Annotated in this window: 16 protein-coding genes and 5 tRNA genes; 13 read left to right on the forward strand and 8 right to left on the reverse strand. The window is 60.4% G+C overall.

Features of this window, described 5'->3' with window-relative positions; genetic code table 11:
• Positions 1 to 2: 2 nt before the first annotated feature.
• Positions 3 to 78 (forward strand) — tRNA-Gly (locus tag PSH80_RS07980).
• Positions 79 to 180: 102 nt separating this feature from the next.
• Here the strand turns inward: PSH80_RS07980 and PSH80_RS07985 are convergent.
• Entirely contained in the window at positions 181 to 1,920 is a 1,740-nt protein-coding gene (locus PSH80_RS07985; protein ID WP_057959007.1) for a dipeptidase, read from the reverse strand.
• A gap of 155 nt (positions 1,921 to 2,075) precedes the next feature.
• Positions 2,076 to 2,702, reverse strand: a complete 627-nt coding sequence (locus PSH80_RS07990) for an alanyl-tRNA editing protein (protein WP_120732292.1) — start codon at positions 2,700 to 2,702, stop codon at positions 2,076 to 2,078.
• Between the two features lie 90 nt (positions 2,703 to 2,792).
• Between PSH80_RS07990 and PSH80_RS07995 the strand changes: the two genes are divergently transcribed.
• Positions 2,793 to 3,725 carry a LysR family transcriptional regulator gene (locus PSH80_RS07995; RefSeq protein ID WP_170059808.1) on the forward strand — a complete coding sequence of 311 codons (933 nt, stop codon included), beginning with the start codon at positions 2,793 to 2,795 and terminating at the stop codon, positions 3,723 to 3,725.
• Between the two features lie 160 nt (positions 3,726 to 3,885).
• Here the strand turns inward: PSH80_RS07995 and PSH80_RS08000 are convergent, their stop codons facing one another.
• Together PSH80_RS08000 and PSH80_RS08005 are read right to left on the reverse strand one after the other, a co-directional pair.
• On the reverse strand, positions 3,886 to 4,293 hold the full coding sequence (locus tag PSH80_RS08000) for a PA2817 family protein (RefSeq protein ID WP_057438892.1): 408 nt from the start codon (positions 4,291 to 4,293) through the stop codon (positions 3,886 to 3,888).
• A 76-nt stretch (positions 4,294 to 4,369) separates the two neighbouring features.
• Entirely contained in the window at positions 4,370 to 6,817 is a 2,448-nt protein-coding gene (locus PSH80_RS08005) for an acyl-CoA dehydrogenase (RefSeq protein WP_305419760.1), read from the reverse strand.
• A 202-nt stretch (positions 6,818 to 7,019) separates the two neighbouring features.
• On the opposite strand from PSH80_RS08005, the gene PSH80_RS08010 reads away from it, so the two are divergent.
• The 4 genes from PSH80_RS08010 (at position 7,020) to PSH80_RS08025 (ending at position 10,183) form a co-directional block, all read left to right on the forward strand.
• Positions 7,020 to 7,679 carry a transglutaminase family protein gene (locus PSH80_RS08010; protein ID WP_057438894.1) on the forward strand — a complete coding sequence of 220 codons (660 nt, stop codon included), beginning with the start codon at positions 7,020 to 7,022 and terminating at the stop codon, positions 7,677 to 7,679.
• A 43-nt stretch (positions 7,680 to 7,722) separates the two neighbouring features.
• A complete protein-coding gene (locus PSH80_RS08015) occupies positions 7,723 to 8,340 on the forward strand; it encodes a glutathione S-transferase family protein (protein ID WP_057959011.1) in 618 nt (205 codons plus the stop codon).
• A 134-nt stretch (positions 8,341 to 8,474) separates the two neighbouring features.
• Positions 8,475 to 9,407 (forward strand): ABC transporter ATP-binding protein, encoded by a 933-nt coding sequence (locus PSH80_RS08020; RefSeq protein ID WP_057438895.1) that lies wholly within the window; start codon positions 8,475 to 8,477, stop codon positions 9,405 to 9,407.
• Entirely contained in the window at positions 9,404 to 10,183 is a 780-nt protein-coding gene (locus tag PSH80_RS08025; protein WP_057438896.1) for an ABC transporter permease, read from the forward strand. The genes PSH80_RS08020 and PSH80_RS08025 overlap by 4 nt, the downstream gene beginning before the upstream one ends.
• Before the next feature lie 139 nt (positions 10,184 to 10,322).
• Here PSH80_RS08025 and PSH80_RS08030 read toward each other — a convergent pair whose 3' ends face one another.
• Positions 10,323 to 10,868, reverse strand: a complete 546-nt coding sequence (locus PSH80_RS08030; protein ID WP_057959012.1) for a TetR/AcrR family transcriptional regulator — start codon at positions 10,866 to 10,868, stop codon at positions 10,323 to 10,325.
• A 90-nt stretch (positions 10,869 to 10,958) separates the two neighbouring features.
• Between PSH80_RS08030 and PSH80_RS08035 the strand changes: the two genes are divergently transcribed.
• The 3 genes from PSH80_RS08035 (at position 10,959) to PSH80_RS08045 (ending at position 15,332) form a co-directional block, all read left to right on the forward strand.
• Positions 10,959 to 12,143, forward strand: a complete 1,185-nt coding sequence (locus PSH80_RS08035) for an MFS transporter (protein WP_198830557.1) — start codon at positions 10,959 to 10,961, stop codon at positions 12,141 to 12,143.
• Between the two features lie 92 nt (positions 12,144 to 12,235).
• Positions 12,236 to 13,390 (forward strand): TDT family transporter, encoded by a 1,155-nt coding sequence (locus tag PSH80_RS08040; protein ID WP_305419766.1) that lies wholly within the window; start codon positions 12,236 to 12,238, stop codon positions 13,388 to 13,390.
• Positions 13,391 to 13,457: 67 nt separating this feature from the next.
• Complete coding sequence (locus tag PSH80_RS08045; RefSeq protein WP_305419768.1) at positions 13,458 to 15,332, forward strand: MFS transporter; 1,875 nt, start codon at positions 13,458 to 13,460, stop codon at positions 15,330 to 15,332.
• 69 nt (positions 15,333 to 15,401) lie between these two features.
• On the opposite strand, the gene sugE is transcribed toward PSH80_RS08045, so the two are convergent.
• The 3 genes from sugE to rdgC all read right to left on the reverse strand — a co-directional run bounded on the left by sugE (position 15,402) and on the right by rdgC (position 17,846).
• On the reverse strand, positions 15,402 to 15,716 hold the full coding sequence (sugE, locus tag PSH80_RS08050) for a quaternary ammonium compound efflux SMR transporter SugE (RefSeq protein ID WP_057438900.1): 315 nt from the start codon (positions 15,714 to 15,716) through the stop codon (positions 15,402 to 15,404).
• 105 nt (positions 15,717 to 15,821) lie between these two features.
• The gene (locus PSH80_RS08055) at positions 15,822 to 16,778 is read right to left on the reverse strand and encodes a bile acid:sodium symporter family protein (RefSeq protein ID WP_057438901.1); all 957 of its coding nucleotides are present in this window, start codon (positions 16,776 to 16,778) and stop codon (positions 15,822 to 15,824) included.
• A 147-nt stretch (positions 16,779 to 16,925) separates the two neighbouring features.
• Positions 16,926 to 17,846 carry a recombination-associated protein RdgC gene (gene rdgC, locus PSH80_RS08060; RefSeq protein ID WP_057438902.1) on the reverse strand — a complete coding sequence of 307 codons (921 nt, stop codon included), beginning with the start codon at positions 17,844 to 17,846 and terminating at the stop codon, positions 16,926 to 16,928.
• Positions 17,847 to 18,005: 159 nt separating this feature from the next.
• Between rdgC and PSH80_RS08065 the strand changes: the two genes are divergently transcribed.
• The 4 genes from PSH80_RS08065 (at position 18,006) to PSH80_RS08080 (ending at position 18,649) form a co-directional block, all read left to right on the forward strand.
• Positions 18,006 to 18,081, forward strand: a tRNA-Val gene (locus tag PSH80_RS08065).
• A gap of 19 nt (positions 18,082 to 18,100) precedes the next feature.
• Positions 18,101 to 18,177, forward strand: a tRNA-Asp gene (locus PSH80_RS08070).
• A gap of 301 nt (positions 18,178 to 18,478) precedes the next feature.
• Positions 18,479 to 18,554 (forward strand) — tRNA-Val (locus tag PSH80_RS08075).
• An 18-nt stretch (positions 18,555 to 18,572) separates the two neighbouring features.
• A tRNA-Asp gene (locus tag PSH80_RS08080) sits at positions 18,573 to 18,649 on the forward strand.
• Positions 18,650 to 18,733: the final 84 nt, after the last annotated feature.

Here is an 18,733-nt window from a genome sequence, read left to right on the forward strand (position 1 = left end):
TTGCGGGAATAGCTCAGTTGGTAGAGCACGACCTTGCCAAGGTCGGGGTCGCGAGTTCGAGTCTCGTTTCCCGCTCCATATTCAACAAAAACGCCGCTCAGTGATGAGCGGCGTTTTTGTTTGTCTGCAATTCAAGCCTGCGCAAATGGACCCGCCGCACAAGCGGGTCCAGGTGCTGGGTCAGAGTTTCGGCAACTGCCCGATACGGCCCATCATTTCCGTCACGATCTGCAGGTCCAGCAGGAACTGCTCGGTGGTCTTGAACTCGTTGTCGGTGTGCCCGGTGTATTTGACCTCGGGGCGGGCCAGGCCGAATTGCACGCCATTGGGCAGGTCATGCACCGAGGTTGCGCCAGCCGAAGTCCCGTACTCAGGCTTCATGCCCAGGTTTTCCGTGGCCACGGCCAGCAGCGCCTTGACCCATTCACCCTCGGGGTTACGGTACATCGGCGCGGCGACCGAGTAATCGAAGGCTGGCGCAATATGGGTCTTTTGGCTCCAGGCGCTCAGCTTGTCAGCGATCTCTTTCTTGAGCGTTTCTGGGGATTTACCTTTTGGCACCCGCAGGTTGACCGCCAGCTTGAAGGCTTTTTCGTCCATGCCGACAAAGGTCGGCGAGGTGGTCAGTGGCCCCATGAACGTATCGGCAAAGCCCACGCCCAATTTGCCGCCCAGGTAATCCAGGCCCCAGTTATCGGCGGCATAGCGGGCAGCGTCAGTAATCTCGTTGTGTTTGAACGCAACCTTGCCGTCCAGGCTGTTGATAAAGACCAGCATCCGCGCCACCGGGTTGATGCCCGATTCGGGTTCGGAAGAGTGCGCCGATACCCCGGTGACGGTCAGCTTGACGTCTTTGTCGACGACCTTGGCATCTACAGTGAAATCGCCACCATTGGCCTTGGCGAATGCACTCCCGGCCTGTTGCAGGCTGGCAGCCAGTTCGGCGGGGCTGTCGCTACGCAACGTGGCCACCGAGGCCGAAGGAATCTGGTTGGTCGCCAGGCCGCCGGTCATGGCAATGATTTCGGCGCCTTTGCCGTCGGCTTTGCGCTTGGCAAAGGTGGCCATGACCGTGCCATAACCCTTTTCGGCGATGACGACCGGGTAGCCGCCGTCCAGCGCGAGGTTGTAGTTGGGCGTCGGGTTGTGTTCGAAGTAGTAGGGAATGGCGTCGCCGGTGGTTTCTTCGGTGGTGTCCACCAGCAGCTTGAAGTTGCGTGCCAGGGGCAGGTTTTCTTCCTTGATCACTTTCATCGCATACAGCGTCACCACGATGCCGTTCTTGTCATCCTCGGTGCCGCGGCCGTACATGCGGTCGCCAATCAGCGTGACCTTGAACGGGTCGAGGCGGGTGCCATCGGCCAGTACCCAGTTTTCCGGGGTCACCGGCACCACGTCGGCGTGGGCGTGGATGCCCACAACTTCGTCGCCGGCACCTTCCAGGGAAATTTCGTAGACGCGGTTGTCGATATTGCGGAACTTCAGGTTGAACGCCTGGGCCAGGCTCTTGATCTTGTCGGCGATCTTGATGAATTCAGGGTTGTCGTGCTGGGCTACGCCTTCTACCTGGAAGGTCGGTATGGCCACCAGCTCGCGCAGGGTCTCGGTAGCCGCCGCGCCGTATTTCACCCGGGCGTAGAGGCCCAGCAGGCGATGAATTTCGTTTTGCTGTTCGGCGGACAGGCGTTTGTTATCGAGAAAAGCACTGATTGCCGGGCCCAAGTCGGCGGTTTTGCCCAGTTCACTTTTGGCCAGGCTGCCGAGGAAGGTGCGGAAGTCCTTGATCGAGGCGTCATTGAACGTCTTGAGGATGGTCGCGCTCTGTTGCGGGGTGATATTGGCGAACGCTGGTGCGGTAACGGCGGACAGGCTGGCGACCATCAGGGTGGCGGCGGCCAGGTGCTTGAGGGAGAAGTCCATTGCTGGGGGCATTCCTTTGCAGGTGGTGAGTAGGAGGTTTCCGATTTTTATGTCGGAAACATTTTCACACACTAGCATCACCCACAAGCTCCAGGGGAGCCCCTTGCGCGGTGATGTCCTATCTCAATAATAAAACGCCGCCTGCCATCAATCTGTCAGTCGAGGCTGTAGCGCACCGACAACGTGCCCTTCTTCTCCGACAGGCCGAGGATCGTGACCTGGCCGACTTGGGCGAGGGCCTGTACGTGAGTGCCGCCGCAGGCGTAGGGCGGCAGATCACCAAAACCTACTTCCCGGGAGCCGCTTTGCAGCGTCATTTGGCGCGGTAAATCTGCGGCGATCCATTGGTTGACCTGTTGTTGCAGGGTATCGGCCTCCATGTTCTGGGCGAACTCCCCACGGATAAAACTGATCTTGCCTTCGCCTGGCCAGTGGTGGGCCTTGATCGGCATCCAGCCCAGGGTCTCACCGGCGTTGCCAATCAGATGCCCTGCCGAATGCAGGCGTGTATGCAGGGCGCGGCGCTCGCCGTCGACCCGCGCTTGCTGGAGCCCGAGTGCGACGGGCTGGTCCACGTAGTGCACGATGCGCTCGGCTTCCTGCACCACTTTCAACACGTTGCTGTCTCCCAGCCACCCCGTATCAAAAGGCTGGCCGCCACCCTGGGGGTGGAAAATGGTGGAGTGCAGCACCACCGCAAACTGCTGCTCAAACGGCGTGCACTCCAGCACATCAACATCGGCAACCAGGTGGTCATGGGTAAAAAACAGGCGCTGGGTCATCGTCTACATCCGCATCAGGGCTCTAAACAGCAGTATAAGTAGTGCGCCAATGGGTGATAATCCGCTGAAATCTCAATGGACTTGTGCGTCATGAGCATCAATCTTCCTTTGCCGCTGCTGGGCGAAATGGCGATTTTCGTCAAGGTGGTGGAAACCGGCAGCTTCTCCGAGGCGGCTCGCCAACTGGGGGCGTCGCCATCGGCGGTGAGTCGCAGCATCTCGCGCCTGGAGCAGGCCCTGGCCACGCGGCTGCTGCAGCGCACCACACGCAAATTGCGCTTGAGCGAAGGTGGCGAAGAGGTCTTCAAGCGCTGCCAGGAAATGGTCAGCGCGGCGCGCTCGGTGATGGAAATCAGCGGCCAGTACACCCACGAAGCCGAAGGGCTGGTGCGGGTCAGTGTGCCCAAGGCGGTCGGGCGGTTTGTGGTGCATCCGCATATGCCGGAGTTCTTGCGGCGTTATCCCAAGGTCGATGTGCAGTTGATCCTCGAAGATCGGCAGGTGGATTTGATTGATGACAATGTCGACCTGAGCATCCGCATCACCGACAGCCCGCCACCGGGGTTGGTAGGGCGCCAGTTATTACCGATTGAACATTTATTGTGTGCCACGCCGCAGTATCTGGCCGCCCACGGTACGCCGCTGCATCCCCATGATTTGCTGGGGCACAGTTGCATCTACCTGGGCGAAACGCCGGGGGATGCGCGCTGGAAATTCCGCCAGGCGGGTAAGACAGTGACGGTAGGGGTACGCGGGCGTTATGCGGCCAATCACACGGGGGTGCGGCTGGATGCGGTGTTGCAGGATGTAGGGATTGGCAGCTTGCCGTACTTCACCGCGCGGCATGCCTTGGAGGAGGGGCGGTTGGTGCAGGTCCTGGCGCAATGGGATTTCATTGCCTCGTACCATGGGGATGCCTGGTTGCTGCATTCGCCCACACGCTACCTGCCGCCGAAATTGCGGGTGTTTATTGATTATCTGGTGGAGTGCATGGCTAAGGAGCCTACATTGCGTCGGCGGTAGGCGCGCGATCGAGAATGTGGAGCAGGTTAGTGTGGGAGCGGGCTTGCCCGCGATGGCTGAGTGTCAGTCGATACATTGGTTGACTGATACACCGCTATCGCGGGCAAGCCCGCTCCCACACAAGCCCGCTCCCACATTTGGATCTTTGGTGCTTTTGAGATCAGTGCTTGGGCTGGTCGTTGGACATGGCCAGCAATTGCTTTTCCTGGTTCCAGTCGAACGGTTCGTCGTTCTGTTCGGCTTCGAAACGACGTTCTTCCAGGGCCTGGTACAGGTCCAGTTCATCGTCGGGCATGAAGTGCAGGCAGTCACCGCCGAAGAACCACAACAGGTCGCGCGGTACCAGATGGGCAATCTGCGGGTAGCGCAGGATGACCTGGCTCATCATGTCCTGGCCCAGGTATTGGCTTTCGATCGGGTCGATGGGCAGCAGGGCCCGCAGTTCATCAAAGCGTTCCAGGAACAGCGCGTGACTTTCCTCGGGAACCTGTTCGGCTTCGCCGACGGCAACCAGGATGCTGCGCAGGTGGTCGAGCAAGACGAGATGATCGGCAACGACGTTGGACACGAGAGTAAGTCCTCAAAAGCAAAAACGGGCGCGAGAGTATATAGCTCTCGCGCCCGTTTTTATATGACGGTTGGTCTCAGCGGACTCTGCCGGGCGCCTGGGCCAGCTCCTCTTTGCTGAAGTCATCCACGTCGATCACCTTGCGCCGCGCCACTTCCGCGTCGCGCAGGGTTTGCGCTTCAGCCGGTTGCAGCACGCCTGCTTCCAGTGCGGCGTCGATGGCGTGTTCCCCGGCGCGCGGCTTGACCTGGCCACTTTTGAGGGCGCTGTGGAGTTTCTTTTGCAGCGGGTGGCTGGCACCCAGTAGGTCATAGGCGTGTTGCAACGCGCCGACCGGATCTTCCGCCGATTGCGGGCGATAGCAGCCAGCCAGCAGTTCTTCCAGGGTCGGGTCGCCCTTGGCTCGGCCAATCACTGCGGCGACTTCAGCGTCCAGTGCATCGGACGGGCCTTTATGGCGACGCCCGAATGGGAACACGATGACCCGCATCAGGCAGCCCAGCACTTTGTTGGGGAAGTTGCTAAGTAACTCATCCAGCGCGCGTTCCGATTGGCCAAGGCTTTCTTCCATGGCCCAGGCAAACAGCGGTTCCAGATGATCCGGGGAGTCGAGGTCGTGGTAGCGCTTGAGCGCCGCCGAGGCCAGGTACATATGGCTGAGTACATCCCCCAGCCGTGCCGACAGGCGTTCACGACGCTTCAGCTCACCACCCAGCAGCATCATGCTCAGGTCTGCCAGCAGGGCGAACGCGGCGGCCTGGCGGTTGAGGGCGCGGAAGTAACCCTGGCTCAAGCGGTTGCCCGGGGCTTTTTCGAAGTGGCCCAGGCCCAGGTTCAACACCAGGGTGCTGGCGGCGTTGCTCACCGCAAAACCGATATGTTGCAGCAACAGCCCATCGAACTCCTTGAGTGCCTGGTCGCGATCTTCACGACCGGCGAGGGCCATTTCCTTGAGGACGAATGGATGGCAGCGAATCGCCCCCTGGCCGAAGATCATCAGGTTGCGCGAAAGGATATTCGCCCCTTCCACGGTGATGAAGATCGGCGCCCCCTGCCAGCTGCGGCCCAGGTAGTTGTTGGGGCCCATGATGATGCCCTTGCCGCCGTGCACGTCCATGGCGTGGCTGATGCACTCGCGGCCGCGCTCGGTCAGGTGGTACTTGAGGATCGCCGAGAGCACCGAAGGTTTTTCCCCCAGGTCGACCGCATTGGCGGTGAGCATCCGCGCACTGTCCATCAACCAGGCATTCCCGCCGATACGGGCCAGGGCTTCCTGGATGCCCTCGAAGGCGGACAGCGGTACGTTGAACTGCTCGCGCACCTGGGCGTACTGGCCGGTCACCAGGCTGGTGAACTTGGCTGCACCGGTGCCCACCGCCGGCAGGGAGATCGAACGGCCGACCGACAGGCAGTTCATCAGCATCATCCAGCCCTTGCCGAGCATTTCCTGGCCACCGATCAGGAAGTCCAGGGGAATGAACACATCCTTGCCGGAGTTGGGGCCGTTCATGAATGCCGCGCCGAGGGGCAGATGACGGCGCCCGATTTCCACGCCGGGGGTGTCGGTGGGGATCAGCGCCAGGCTGATGCCCAGGTCTTCTTCCTCGCCCAGCAGATGGTCCGGGTCATAGGCCTTGAAGGCCAGGCCCAGCAGGGTCGCGACCGGGCCCAGGGTGATATAGCGTTTTTCCCAGTTCAGGCGCAGGCCAAGGGTTTCCTTGCCTTGCCATTCGCCCTTGCAGATCACCCCGGTGTCGGGCATCGCGCCGGCATCGGAGCCGGCCAGCGGGCCGGTCAGGGCAAAGCACGGGATGTCATCGCCACGGGCCAGGCGCGGCAGGTAGTGGTTGCGTTGCTCGTCGGTACCGTAGTGCAACAGCAGCTCGGCCGGGCCCAGGGAGTTGGGGACCATGACGGTGGAGGCGAGGTCGCCGCTGCGGGTCGCCAGTTTCATTGCCACCTGGGAGTGGGCGTAGGCGGAAAAGCCCTTGCCACCGAACTCCTTGGGGATGATCAGGGCGAAGAAACCGTGTTGCTTGATATGGTCCCAGGCCGCTGCCGGCAGGTCCATGGCCTGGCCGATTTCCCAATCGGTGACCATCGCGCACAGCTCCTCGGTGGGGCCGTCGATAAAAGCCTGTTCCTCTTCGGTCAACTGCACCTTGGGGTAGGCCAGCAGCTTGTCCCAGTCGGGACGGCCGCTGAACAGTTCGCCGTCCCACCACACGGTCCCGGCGTCGATGGCATCGCGCTCGGTCTCGGACATCGGCGGCAATACTTTCTGGAACCAGTTGAACAGCGGTGCGGTGAAATACTGGCGACGCAGGTCGGGCAGCAGCAGGGGGGCGGCGACTATCGCGAGCAGCACCCAGAACACCAGCAGCAACCAGCCCGGTGCATGGCTGAAGGCGCCCATCGCCAACAGGTAGACGGCGACCACGCCCAGGGCGGGCAGGGGCGCGGTACGACGGTGTGCCAGGTAGGCAATGCCGAGCACCAGAACCAGTATCCACAACAACAGCATATTCAATCCTCCGTGAAACCAGGGGCAGAAGCACCCTCAGAGCTTAGCCGGCATCCGGAAAAGCGGTGCCTGAGGGTGTTACGTGGTGTGGCGGGAAGTGCTCGACAGTCACAGGCAGCAGGCGCCGACATTTGGCCGAATCGTCGTTAACCTTCGGTCGGGCCTGTGGTTAGACTCCAGGCTCGCCTCGGAGAAAATCCCCATGAATGCGTACTTGAGTCCCAGCCGCTTCATCGATAGTGACCACCCCACGGTGGTGGAGTTCGCCGAAAAACATCGCGGTTCGAGCCGTGATCCCCGTGACCAGGCAGTCAGTCTGTATTACGCCGTGCGCGAAGCGGTACGCTACAACCCTTACACCTTCAGCCGCGATCCGCAAACCCTGCGTGGTAGCTACGCCCTGGCTGCCGGGCAGAGCTATTGCGTGCCCAAGGCCACCCTGCTGGCGGCGTGCGCCCGGCATTGCGGCATAGCGTCGCGCATTGGCCTGGCCGATGTGCGCAACCATCTGTCGACCCCGCGCCTGATCGAGTTGCTCAAGAGTGATGTGTTCGCCATGCATGGCTACACGGAGTTGTATCTGGATGGGCGCTGGGTCAAGGCGACCCCGGCGTTCAACCAGCAATTGTGCGAATTGTTCGATGTGCCGCCCTTGGATTTCGACGGAATCAACGACAGCGTTTTCCACCCGTTCAACCGCCAGGGCCAGCGCTCCATGGAGTATGTGGTGGACCATGGGCAATTTGCCGAGGTGCCCGAGGAATTCTTCTTTGCCCACCTGGAAAAGTGTTACCCGCACCTGTTTGGCGAGCATTCGCCGCAATTGTTAGGTGATATGCAGAGCGATTTGAGTCGCGGCTGAACCGGCGTATGCTGCTCCGGCATTCATCCACTGGGAGGCGGTCATGCTGAAGATCTGGGGTCGTAAAAATTCGTCAAACGTCAGGAAAGCACTGTGGTGCGCCGAGGAACTCGGCCTGGACTATGAGGCAATTGATGCGGGCGGGGCCTTTGGTGTGGTCGATACACCGCAGTACCGGGCATTGAATCCCAATGGCCGGGTGCCGATGATCGAGGACGGCGAGTTTGTGTTGTGGGAATCCAACACCATCGTGCGTTACCTCTGCGCCAAACAGGCTTCGAGCTGGTACCCCGCCGATCTGCAGGCGCGGGCCAATGCCGAGAAGTGGATGGACTGGACCACCTCGACCTTTGCCGAACCGTTCAAGACGGTGTTCTGGGGCATTTTGCGCACGCCGGCCGAGCGGCAGGACTGGGACAGCATCCATGCCGGGCGCAATGCCTGTATCGAGGTGTTGAAAACCGTGGACCAGGCCCTGGCTGAGCAGCCCTACCTGTCCGGCAACGAGATCGGCATGGGTGATATTCCCCTGGGCAGCTTTATTTATGCCTGGTTCGAGATGCCGATCGAACGCCCGGCGATGCCCCATCTGGAGGCGTGGTACCGGCGTTTGCAGCAACGTCCGGCCTATCAAAAAGCGGTAATGACCGCGTTGACTTAATACTGACTATTAATACAGGTGACTGTACTTGTGCGGCGCAGGCAAGCACCATGCTTGCCGTGCGCTGCGGTTGTATTAGGTGTGGCGCGCCCTTATCTATTTCTTCTATTCCCTTCCTTGGTGCGTAATCCGATATGAGTTCCGCTCTGTCCATCCGGCAGCTAACCAAAACCTACGGCAACGGTTTCCAGGCCCTGAGTGGTATTGATCTGGATGTCGCCGAAGGTGATTTCTTCGCATTGCTCGGCCCCAACGGTGCCGGCAAATCCACCACCATCGGTATTCTGTCGACCCTGGTCAACAAGACCAGTGGCACGGTGAATATCTTTGGCCATGACCTGGATAAATCCCCGGCCGCGCTCAAGCGCTGCATTGGTGTGGTGCCCCAGGAGTTCAATTTCAACCAGTTTGAAAAGACCTTCGATATCGTCGTGACCCAGGCCGGTTACTACGGCATCCCGCCGAAAATCGCCAAGGAGCGCGCCGAGCAGTACCTGACCCAGCTGGGGTTGTGGGACAAGCGCGACGTGCCATCACGTTCCTTGTCCGGCGGCATGAAGCGGCGCCTGATGATCGCCCGCGCCCTGGTGCATGAGCCGCGCCTGCTGATCCTCGACGAACCGACGGCCGGCGTGGACATCGAATTGCGCCGCTCAATGTGGACCTTCCTCACCGAGCTGAACCAGAAAGGCATCACCATCATCCTCACCACCCATTACCTGGAAGAGGCTGAACAGCTGTGCCGCAACATTGGCATCATCGACCACGGCACCATTGTCGAGAACACCAGCATGCGTAACTTGCTGGGCCAGTTGCATGTGGAGACGTTCCTGCTTGACCTGAAAAACAACCTGTCCGCGCCCCCTGCGTTGATCGGCTACCCCAACCGCCTGGTGGACAGCCATACCCTGGAAGTGCAGGTCGATAAAACCGTGGGCATCACCGCGCTGTTCAGCCAACTGGCCTTGCAGAACATTGAAGTGCAGAGCCTGCGCAACAAAACCAATCGCCTGGAGGAGTTGTTCGTGTCCCTGGTGGAGAAGAATCTGGCGAAGGTGGCGGTATGAATTCCGAGTTCCAACCCAATCTGGTAGCGCTCAACACCATCGTCTACCGCGAAGTGAAGCGCTTTATGCGCATCTGGCCGCAGACCCTGCTGCCGCCAGCGATCACCATGGTTCTGTACTTCGTGATCTTCGGGAACCTGATCGGCCGGCAGATTGGCGATATGGGTGGCTTCACCTATATGGAATACATCGTGCCTGGGCTGATCATGATGTCGGTGATCACCAACTCCTACGGCAACGTGGTGTCGAGTTTCTTTGGCAGCAAGTTCCAGCGTTCCATTGAGGAATTGATGGTTTCGCCGGTGTCGCCACACACCATCCTGATCGGCTACACCCTGGGCGGCGTGCTGCGTGGCTTGATGGTCGGGGCGATTGTGACGGTGCTGTCGATGTTCTTCACCGACCTGCAGGTGCATCACCTGGGGGTGACCATCCTGGTGGTGGTGCTCACGGCGACAATCTTCTCGCTGCTGGGCTTTATCAACGCCGTGTTTGCGCGCAACTTCGATGACATCTCGATCATCCCGACCTTTGTGCTGACCCCGCTGACCTACCTGGGCGGCGTGTTCTACTCGATTACCCTGCTGCCGCCGTTCTGGCAGACCGTGTCGCTGGCCAACCCGGTGCTGCATATGGTCAATGCCTTCCGCTACGGGATCCTGGGCGTGTCGGATATCAAGATCAGCGTGGCGATCACCTTTATGATCGTGGCGACGGTGGTGTTGTATCTGGGCTGCGCACGGCTGCTGGTGAGCGGGCGTGGGATGCGTACCTAAGCCAGGTCTAAAGATGTACGGGCCTGTGTGGGAGCGGGCTTGCCCGCGATAGCGGCGGGTCAGTTAAAGAGGTATTGACTGACACCTTGCAATCGCGGGCAAGCCCGCTCCCACATAAGCCCGCATACACACAGTCGGGTCAGGTGTGCAGGGCAATCTCAATCAGCTCATGCAACTCCTCAACCTGCATCGGCGCCGCGTCAAACAGAATCCGAAACACCGTTGGCGCCGCCAGCAGATTGATCAGTCGATCCACGCTGGGCAATGCCTGGCCGCTGCCTTGGTAACGGTCCAGGATCACCTGCAGTTGCCCACCCAGAATCGTCACGCAGTACCCCGGCGTCTGGCTGCACTGCACATCGCGCATCATCGTGCGCCCCGGTTCCGAACTCATCTCGTCCAGGTACTGCTCTGCCCAGGCTTGCAGGTCGCCGCGCAGGCTGCCGGTGTTGGCGGGCTCGCTGTCGGGGCGCATGCGGGCCAGGGCGACGTCGGCGAGCAGGGCTGCGAGGTCGCCCCAGCGCCGGTAGATGGTCGACGGCGTGACCCCGGCCCGTGTGGCAATTTGCGGTACTGTCACGCTGGCGCGCTCTTGCTCTTGCAGTAGCTGGCGCACCGCCGAATGAACCGATTCTTGTACCCGGGCACTACGGCCCCCCGGGCGGAGGCCTTCTTTTATCGCCATGCCAAAACCTTAACACAAAGAATTTGCTTTAAGCGCGACCCAGTAGCACACTGCACAAAAGCAAAATATTAGCTTTAGCGGAGCGTGCCCATGTCCAGCGTCACTTCTCATCGTTCCAGCCTGGTGTTTCTGGCGAGCACCATGCTGACGTTTCTCGCCGCCTCCAGCGCGCCGACGCCGTTGTATCACCTTTACCAGGAGGGCCTGCACTTTTCTGCTGGCACCTTGACGCTGATCTTCGGCGTCTATGCCTTGAGCCTGCTGGCTGCGTTGTTGACCGTCGGTTCGCTGTCGGATTACCTGGGGCGCAAGCCAGTGATCTTCGCCGCGCTGGTGCTGAATATGCTGGCGATGCTGCTGTTTATCTACGCCGACAGTGTCGCCTGGCTGATTGCCGCCCGCACCTTGCAGGGGTTTGCCACAGGCATGGCCACCGCCGTGCTCGGCGCTGCGTTGCTCGACACCGACCGTCGGCAGGGCCCGCTGGTCAACAGTGTCGCGCCATTGCTGGGCATGGCCTGTGGCGCCATGGGCAGCAGTGTGCTGGTGGAGTTCGCGCCGCTGCCGACCCAGTTGATCTATTTGGCCTTGTTCGCGCTGATGCTGTTGCAGAGCCTGTATGTCTGGCGCTTGCCGGAAAGCGTCAGCTCCATCCCTGGCGCGCTCGCCTCGCTATGGCCGACCCTGCATGTGCCGGCCCAGGCGCGCCGGGCCTTGTGGCTGTCGCTGCCGGTGGATATCGCGGTGTGGGCCATGAGCGGTTTCTACTTGTCGCTGGCGCCGTCGCTGGTAAGGGCGGCGACCGGATCCACCTCCAACCTGATCGGTGGCGGCCTGGTTGCGGTGTTGACCTTGAGCGGTGCGGTGATGATTTTCAGCCTGCGCAATCGCCCGGCGGACAAGGTGCTGCGCCTGGGAGCCGGCCTGTTGGCCGTGGGCGTCGCACTGATCCTCGGTGCGGTTCACAGCGCCAACCTGAGCTTGTTTTTCTTCGCCACGCTGGTGGCTGGCAGCGGATTTGGCGCAGGTTTTCTCGGCGCGTTGCGCAGCATAGTCCCCCTGGCCTTGCCCCATGAGCGGGCCGGGTTGATGTCGGCGTTCTACGTCCTCAGTTACCTGGCGTTCTGCCTGCCGACCCTGTTGGCGGGCAACCTGACCCGCAGTTTTGGCCTGATCGCTACCACTTATGGCTACGGCGGGGTGTTGATCGTATTGGCCCTCGGCGCCTTGATTGGCTTGATGAGGCAAGCGCCGGCCAAGTCTGCATATAGGTAAAACAGATAACAGTTAGAGATATTACCCGTTATATAGATATTCCTTAAGCTTCTATCATGGGCTCAACCTCATACGAGGAAGAGGATTGAGCCATGACCTGCCCCAATAGCATCACCCCCAGTTACAAACCTTTCAGCCATTTGGCCGCCCCCAGGGAAGTGATTCGCCAGTTCACCCCCAACTGGTTCGCCGCCACCATGGGCACCGGCGTGCTGGCGTTGGCCCTGGCGCAATTGCCGGTGCAACTGCCGGGTGTCTATGCCATCGCCGAAGGGCTGTGGCTGCTGACGATCGTTTTGTTTGTGTTGTTCAGCGGTTTATACGCGGCGCGCTGGGTGATGTTTTTTCACGAGGCGCGGCGAATCTTCGGACACTCCACGGTCTCGATGTTCTTCGGCACCATCCCCATGGGCCTGGCGACCATTATCAATGGCCTGCTGCTGTTTGGCCTGCCGCGCTGGGGCGAGGGCGTGGTGCAACTGGCCGAGGCCCTGTGGTGGCTGGACGTCGCCATGGCCCTGGCGTGCGGGGTGTTGATCCCGTTCATGATGTTTACCCGCCAGGAACACAGCATCGACCAGATGACAGCGGTCTGGCTGTTGCCGGTGGTGGCTGCCGAAGTCGCCGCCGCCAGTGGTGGCCTGTTGGCGCCGCATCTGGTCGACGCCCATTCGCAACTGGTGATGCTGGTGACCAGCTACGTGCTCTGGGCGTTTTCTTTGCCGGTTGCGTTCAGCATTCTGACGATCCTGATGCTGCGCATGGCCCTGCATAAACTGCCCCACGCCAACATGGCCGCGTCGAGCTGGCTGGCCCTGGGCCCGATCGGCACCGGCGCCCTGGGCATGTTGCTGCTGGGCCAGGACGCGCCGGCGATCTTCGCCGCCAATGGCTTTGCCGGTATCGGCGAGATTGCCGCCGGCCTGGGGCTGGTTGCCGGCATCACCCTGTGGGGCCTGGGCCTGTGGTGGATGTTGATCGCGGTGCTGATCACCCTGCGTTACCTGCGTGCCGGGATTCCATTCAACCTGGGCTGGTGGGGTTTTACCTTCCCGCTGGTGGTGTATGCCCTGACCACGTTGAAACTGGGCAGTACCTTGCACCTGGCATTTTTCAGCGTGACCGGCAGCGTGCTGGTCGCCGCGCTGGCCCTGATGTGGCTGGTGGTCAGCAAGCGCACGGTGCAGGGTGCCTATAAAGGTGAGCTGTTTGTTTCACCGTGCATTGCAGGATTGGGGAATAAGTAAGCAGGATTAGGTAAAGTCGTGGCCTGAAAAATCAATAAAGCCTTCAGGCCACGCAGGAACACTGACGATGAGTCACCCCTCGCAATTTACTTTGCTGCGCAAACGGCGTTTTCTGCCGTTCTTCATTACCCAGTCCCTGGGGGCGTTCAACGACAATATTTTCAAGCAGTCGTTGATCCTCGCCATTCTCTACAAGCTGACCATCGAAGGTGACCGCTCGATCTGGGTCAACCTGTGCGCCTTGCTGTTTATCCTGCCGTTCTTCCTGTTCTCGGCCCTGGCCGGGCAGTTTGGCGAGAAATTCAACAAGGATGCGTTGATCCGCGCAATCAAGCTCGGCGAGATCGTGATCATGGCCGTGGGGGCCGTCGGCTTTATGACCAACCACCTGGAACTGATGCTGCTGGCGCTGTTTGCCATGGGCACCCACTCGGCGCTGTTTGGCCCGGTGAAGTACTCGATCATGCCGCAAGCCTTGCGCGAAGATGAGTTGGTGGGCGGCAATGGCCTGGTGGAAATGGGCACATTCCTGGCGATCCTCGCCGGGACCATCGGGGCCGGGGTCATGATGTCCTCTGCGCAGTACGCGCCGGTGGTGTCGACTGCGATTGTCGCGATTGCCGTGCTGGGTTACCTGGCCAGCCGGGGTATCCCGCGCGCCGCGGCGTCCAGCCCCCAGATGCGCCTGGACTGGAACATCTTCAGCCAGTCCTGGGCCACCTTGCGCCTGGGCCTGGGGCAGACGCCCGCCGTGTCGCGCTCGATTGTCGGCAACTCGTGGTTCTGGTTTGTCGGGGCGATCTACCTCACGCAAATCCCGGCCTACGCCAAAGAGTGGCTGTATGGCGATGAGACCGTGGTGACCCTGATTCTCACGGTGTTCTCGGTCGGTATCGCGTTGGGCTCGATGCTCTGCGAAAAACTCTCCGGGCGTAAGGTGGAAATCGGTCTGGTGCCCTTTGGTTCATTCGGCCTGACGGTGTTTGGCCTGTTGCTCTGGTGGCATTCCGGCGGCTTCCCGCAAAACGTCCAGGCCAACGACTGGCTGGCGGTGTTGGGGTACGGCCAGGCCTGGTGGGTGCTGGCTGACATCCTCGGCCTGGGGGTGTTTGGCGGGTTCTATATCGTGCCGCTGTATGCCTTGATCCAGTCGCGTACCGCTGAAAACGAGCGGGCGCGGGTGATTGCCGCCAACAATATTCTCAATGCGCTGTTCATGGTGGTCTCGGCGATTGTCACCATCGTGCTGTTGAGTGTGGCCAAGCTGTCGATCCCCGAGCTGTTCCTGGTGGTGTCGCTGCTTAATATCGCGGTCAACACCTACATCTTCAGGATTGTTCCCGAGTTCACCATGCGCTTCATGATCTGGCTGCTCGGCCACTCCATGTACCGCGTGCAGCATCGCGACCTGCAACATATACCGGACGAAGGCGCGGCGTTGCTGGTGTGCAACCATGTGTCGTTTGTCGATGCACTGCTGATTGGCGGCGCGGTGCGTCGGCCGATTCGCTTTGTGATGTATTACAAGATCTACCGTTTGCCGGTGCTCAACTTTATCTTCCGCACCGCTGGCACCATTCCGATTGCCGGACGCCATGAAGACCTGCAGATCTACGAAAAGGCTTTCCAGCGCATCAGCCAGTACCTGAAGGATGGCGAGTTGGTGTGCATTTTCCCCGAAGGCAAGTTGACTGCCGACGGTGAGATGAACGAGTTCAAGAGTGGTGTGACACGGATTCTCGAGGAAACCCCGGTACCGGTGATTCCCATGGCGTTGCAGGGGTTGTGGGGGAGCTTTTTCAGCCGTGACCCGAACAAGGGGATCTTTCACCGGATCTGGTCGCGGGTGACGTTGGTGGCGGGGCCGCCGTTGGCGGTGGAGCAGGCGACGCCACAGGCCTTGCAGGAACAGGTTGGGGCGTTGCGGGGGAGTGTCAGGTAGGTTTTCGGATTTAAGGGCCTCATCGCAGGCAAGTCGACGATTCGACTTGCCTGCGATAGCGTTAGTGGCTTACGCGCTAATCTTGAGCCCGATCAACCCGGCAATGATCAACGCCACACTGGCCAGTCGGAACAGCGCCATGGACTCCCCAAACAGGATAATCCCGGCAATCACCGTGCCCACTGCACCGACGCCGGTCCAGATGGCATAGGCGGTACCCAGCGGCAGCTCCTTCATGGCCAGCCCCAGCAGGCCAAGGCTGACGGCCATGGCGGCAATCGTCAGGGCGGTGGGCATTGGCTTGCTGAAACCGTCGGTGTATTTCAGGCCGACGGCCCAGCCAACTTCAAACAACCCGGCGAAAAACAGAATGACCCAGGACATAAAGACCTTCCTTTTAGAAGTGGGGTCGTCCCCTGGTAAGTGCTCAAACGAGTCGCGGGGTCGTCCCCGCGAAGGTTCGTAGAGTGCCGAAAAGCCCGCAGCCGATCAAGTTTCGGCGAGGGCTTTGCGATCTTCCTTCTCGCTCATCCGGCGGAAATACGTCGACAACAACGCCCCGGAAATATTGTGCCAGACACTGAACAACGCGCTGGGCACCGCCGCCAGTGGCGAGAAGTGCGCACTGGCCAATGCGGCGCCCAGCCCCGAGTTCTGCATGCCGACTTCCAGCGCCAATGACTTGCGTTGGGCCAGTGGCAGTCCGAATACGCGGGCGGTGAGGTAACCCAGCAGGTAGCCAAAGCTGTTGTGCAGCATCACCACCGCCATGATCAGCAGGCCCGACTCGGCAATCTTCGCCTGGCTTGCAGCCACCACGGCAGCGACGATGGTCACGATGCTGACCACTGAGACCAGCGGCAGCACCTCGACGGCATGACGTACGCGCTCACCCAGCAGACGCTGCGCCAAGACACCCAGCACGATAGGCAGCAACACCATTTGCAGGATCGACCAGAGCAGGTCCATGAACGACACCGGCAACCAGGCCGAGGCCAGCAGCCAGATCAAGGCCGGCGTCAGCAGCGGGGCGAGGAGGGTGGTGATGGAAGAGATGGCCACTGACAGCGCCAGGTCGCCACGGCCCAGCCACGTCATGACGTTGGAAGAGGTGCCACTAGGGCAGCAACCGACCAGAATCACGCCAACGGCGATTTCCGCTGGCAGGTTGAAGGTCTGGCACAGCAGCCAGGCCACGCTGGGCATGATCACAAATTGCGCGATCACGCCCAGGGCCACGCGCCACGGATGGCGCGCGACTTCGGCGAAATCTTCCAGTTTGAGGGTCAGGCCCATGCCGAACATCACCAGGCCCAGCAGCGGCACGATGGCGCTTTTCAGGTCGATAAACCAGTGGGGCTGAAGGAAGGCGAGCACAGCAAAAATCAGCACCCAGTAGGCGAAGGTAGTGCCGGCGAAACGGCTCAAGGCGGCGAGTGCGCGCATGGCGATGTCCTTATTATTAGAGTACTGGGAGTGGTAACCCCATCAACTGTGGGAGCTGGCTTGCCTGCGATAGCGGTGTGTCAGTCAGTGACTCTGTAACTGATACGCCGCCATCGCAGGCCAAGCTCCTACATTGAACGTGCGCGTTTAGATGCCTTGCGGGGTCTCTTCACCACCCAATGCTTCCACCAGCGCCGGCAGGAAGTCGCCGAAGGTCAGCATCATCAGGGTAAAGCTGGCATCCAGTTGGCCCAGGGCTTCGTCGCCGCCGTCCTGTTCGGCCTGGTCTTGCAGCAGGTCTTCAAACTTCAGGCGTTTGACGGTCATTTTGTCGTCGAGCATGAACGACAGCTTGTCCTGCCAGGCCAGGGACAGTTGGGTCACGACTTTGCCGGTGGTCAGGTGCAGCTGGATTTCTTCGCCGGTCAGGTCCTGGCGCTTGCAGCGCACGATGCCGCCGTCTTCGTGGGTGTCGCGCAGTTCGCATTCGTCGAGCACGAAGAAGTCATCGGCTGGCTTCTGGGTGGTGACCCAGTCGGTCATCACCGCAGTCGGCGCGGTTTTCACGGTCAGTGGGCGTACCGGCAGGGTGCCGATCACTTCACGCAGGGTCGACAGCAGGTCTTCGGCGCGCTTGGGGCTGGCCGAGTTCACCAGGATCAGGCCCTGTTTCGGCGCGATGGCAGCGAAGGTCGACGAGCGACGGATAAACGCACGAGGCAGGAAGGCCTGGATGATTTCATCCTTGATCTGGTCGCGCTCCTTTTTGTAGACCTTGCGCATTTGCTCGGCTTCGATCTCTTCGACCTTTTCCTTCACCGCATCACGCACCACGCTACCCGGCAGGATACGTTCTTCCTTGCGCGCAGCGATCAGCATGAAGTCACCGCTGACGTGCACCAGGGGCGCGTCTTCGCCTTTGCCAAAAGGCGCGACGAAACCGTAAGTGGTCAACTCCTGGCTTGCACAAGGGCGCGCCAGTTTGGTGGCCATTGCAGTTTCCAACGCCTCGGCATCAACAGGCAGATCTTGGGTCAGGCGATAGATAAGCAGGTTCTTGAACCACATGGGGTGAGTCTCTCCTTTATACAAAGTGGGGCATTATTCTCTTGATAAGGCCTGAGGCCAACCCTGCCTAAGCCATTGGAAGGGCTGAAAAAAAAGATTTAAGAAAGTGCTTGCCAGACCAGGGGACGCTCCGTAGAATGCGCGCCACACCGAAACGAAGGGTGATTAGCTCAGCTGGGAGAGCATCTGCCTTACAAGCAGAGGGTCGGCGGTTCGATCCCGTCATCACCCACCATTCGCTTCATGTGTTACGCGCAGCGGTAGTTCAGTCGGTTAGAATACCGGCCTGTCACGCCGGGGGTCGCGGGTTCGAGTCCCGTCCGCTGCGCCATATTCGGTAACCTGGAACACTGAACGCCAGGTCACCACGGAAAGCCCGCTCATCGAGCGGGCTTTTTGCTGTCTGGGGTTTGCCTTTCTGTGGGGACGGGCTTGCTCGCGAAGCACCTGAGAGCGCCGCGTCGTTCTTTTGTGGGGTTGGGGCGGGGTAACCAATAGACTCGCATCTACCCGCTACACGCGCCGGTTTTCCGGGGTGTAGGCTGCCGGCGAAAAAATATTTAAAATAAATTGCATTTAAATCAACACATTGCGGATTTTTCGTATATGATGCGCCCCGCACCGAACGTAAAGGGTGATTAGCTCAGCTGGGAGAGCATCTGCCTTACAAGCAGAGGGTCGGCGGTTCGATCCCGTCATCACCCACCATTACGTCCAACGCTACGCGCAGCGGTAGTTCAGTCGGTTAGAATACCGGCCTGTCACGCCGGGGGTCGCGGGTTCGAGTCCCGTCCGCTGCGCCATATTAGGTTACCTGGAACGCTGAACGCCAGGTCACCACGCAAAGCCCGCTCATTGAGCGGGCTTTTTTGTGCCTGGGATTTGCT

Origin of the sequence: Pseudomonas sp. FP818 (assembly GCF_030687335.1) — a bacterium.
Classification (GTDB): Bacteria; Pseudomonadota; Gammaproteobacteria; order Pseudomonadales; family Pseudomonadaceae; genus Aquipseudomonas; species Aquipseudomonas shahriarae.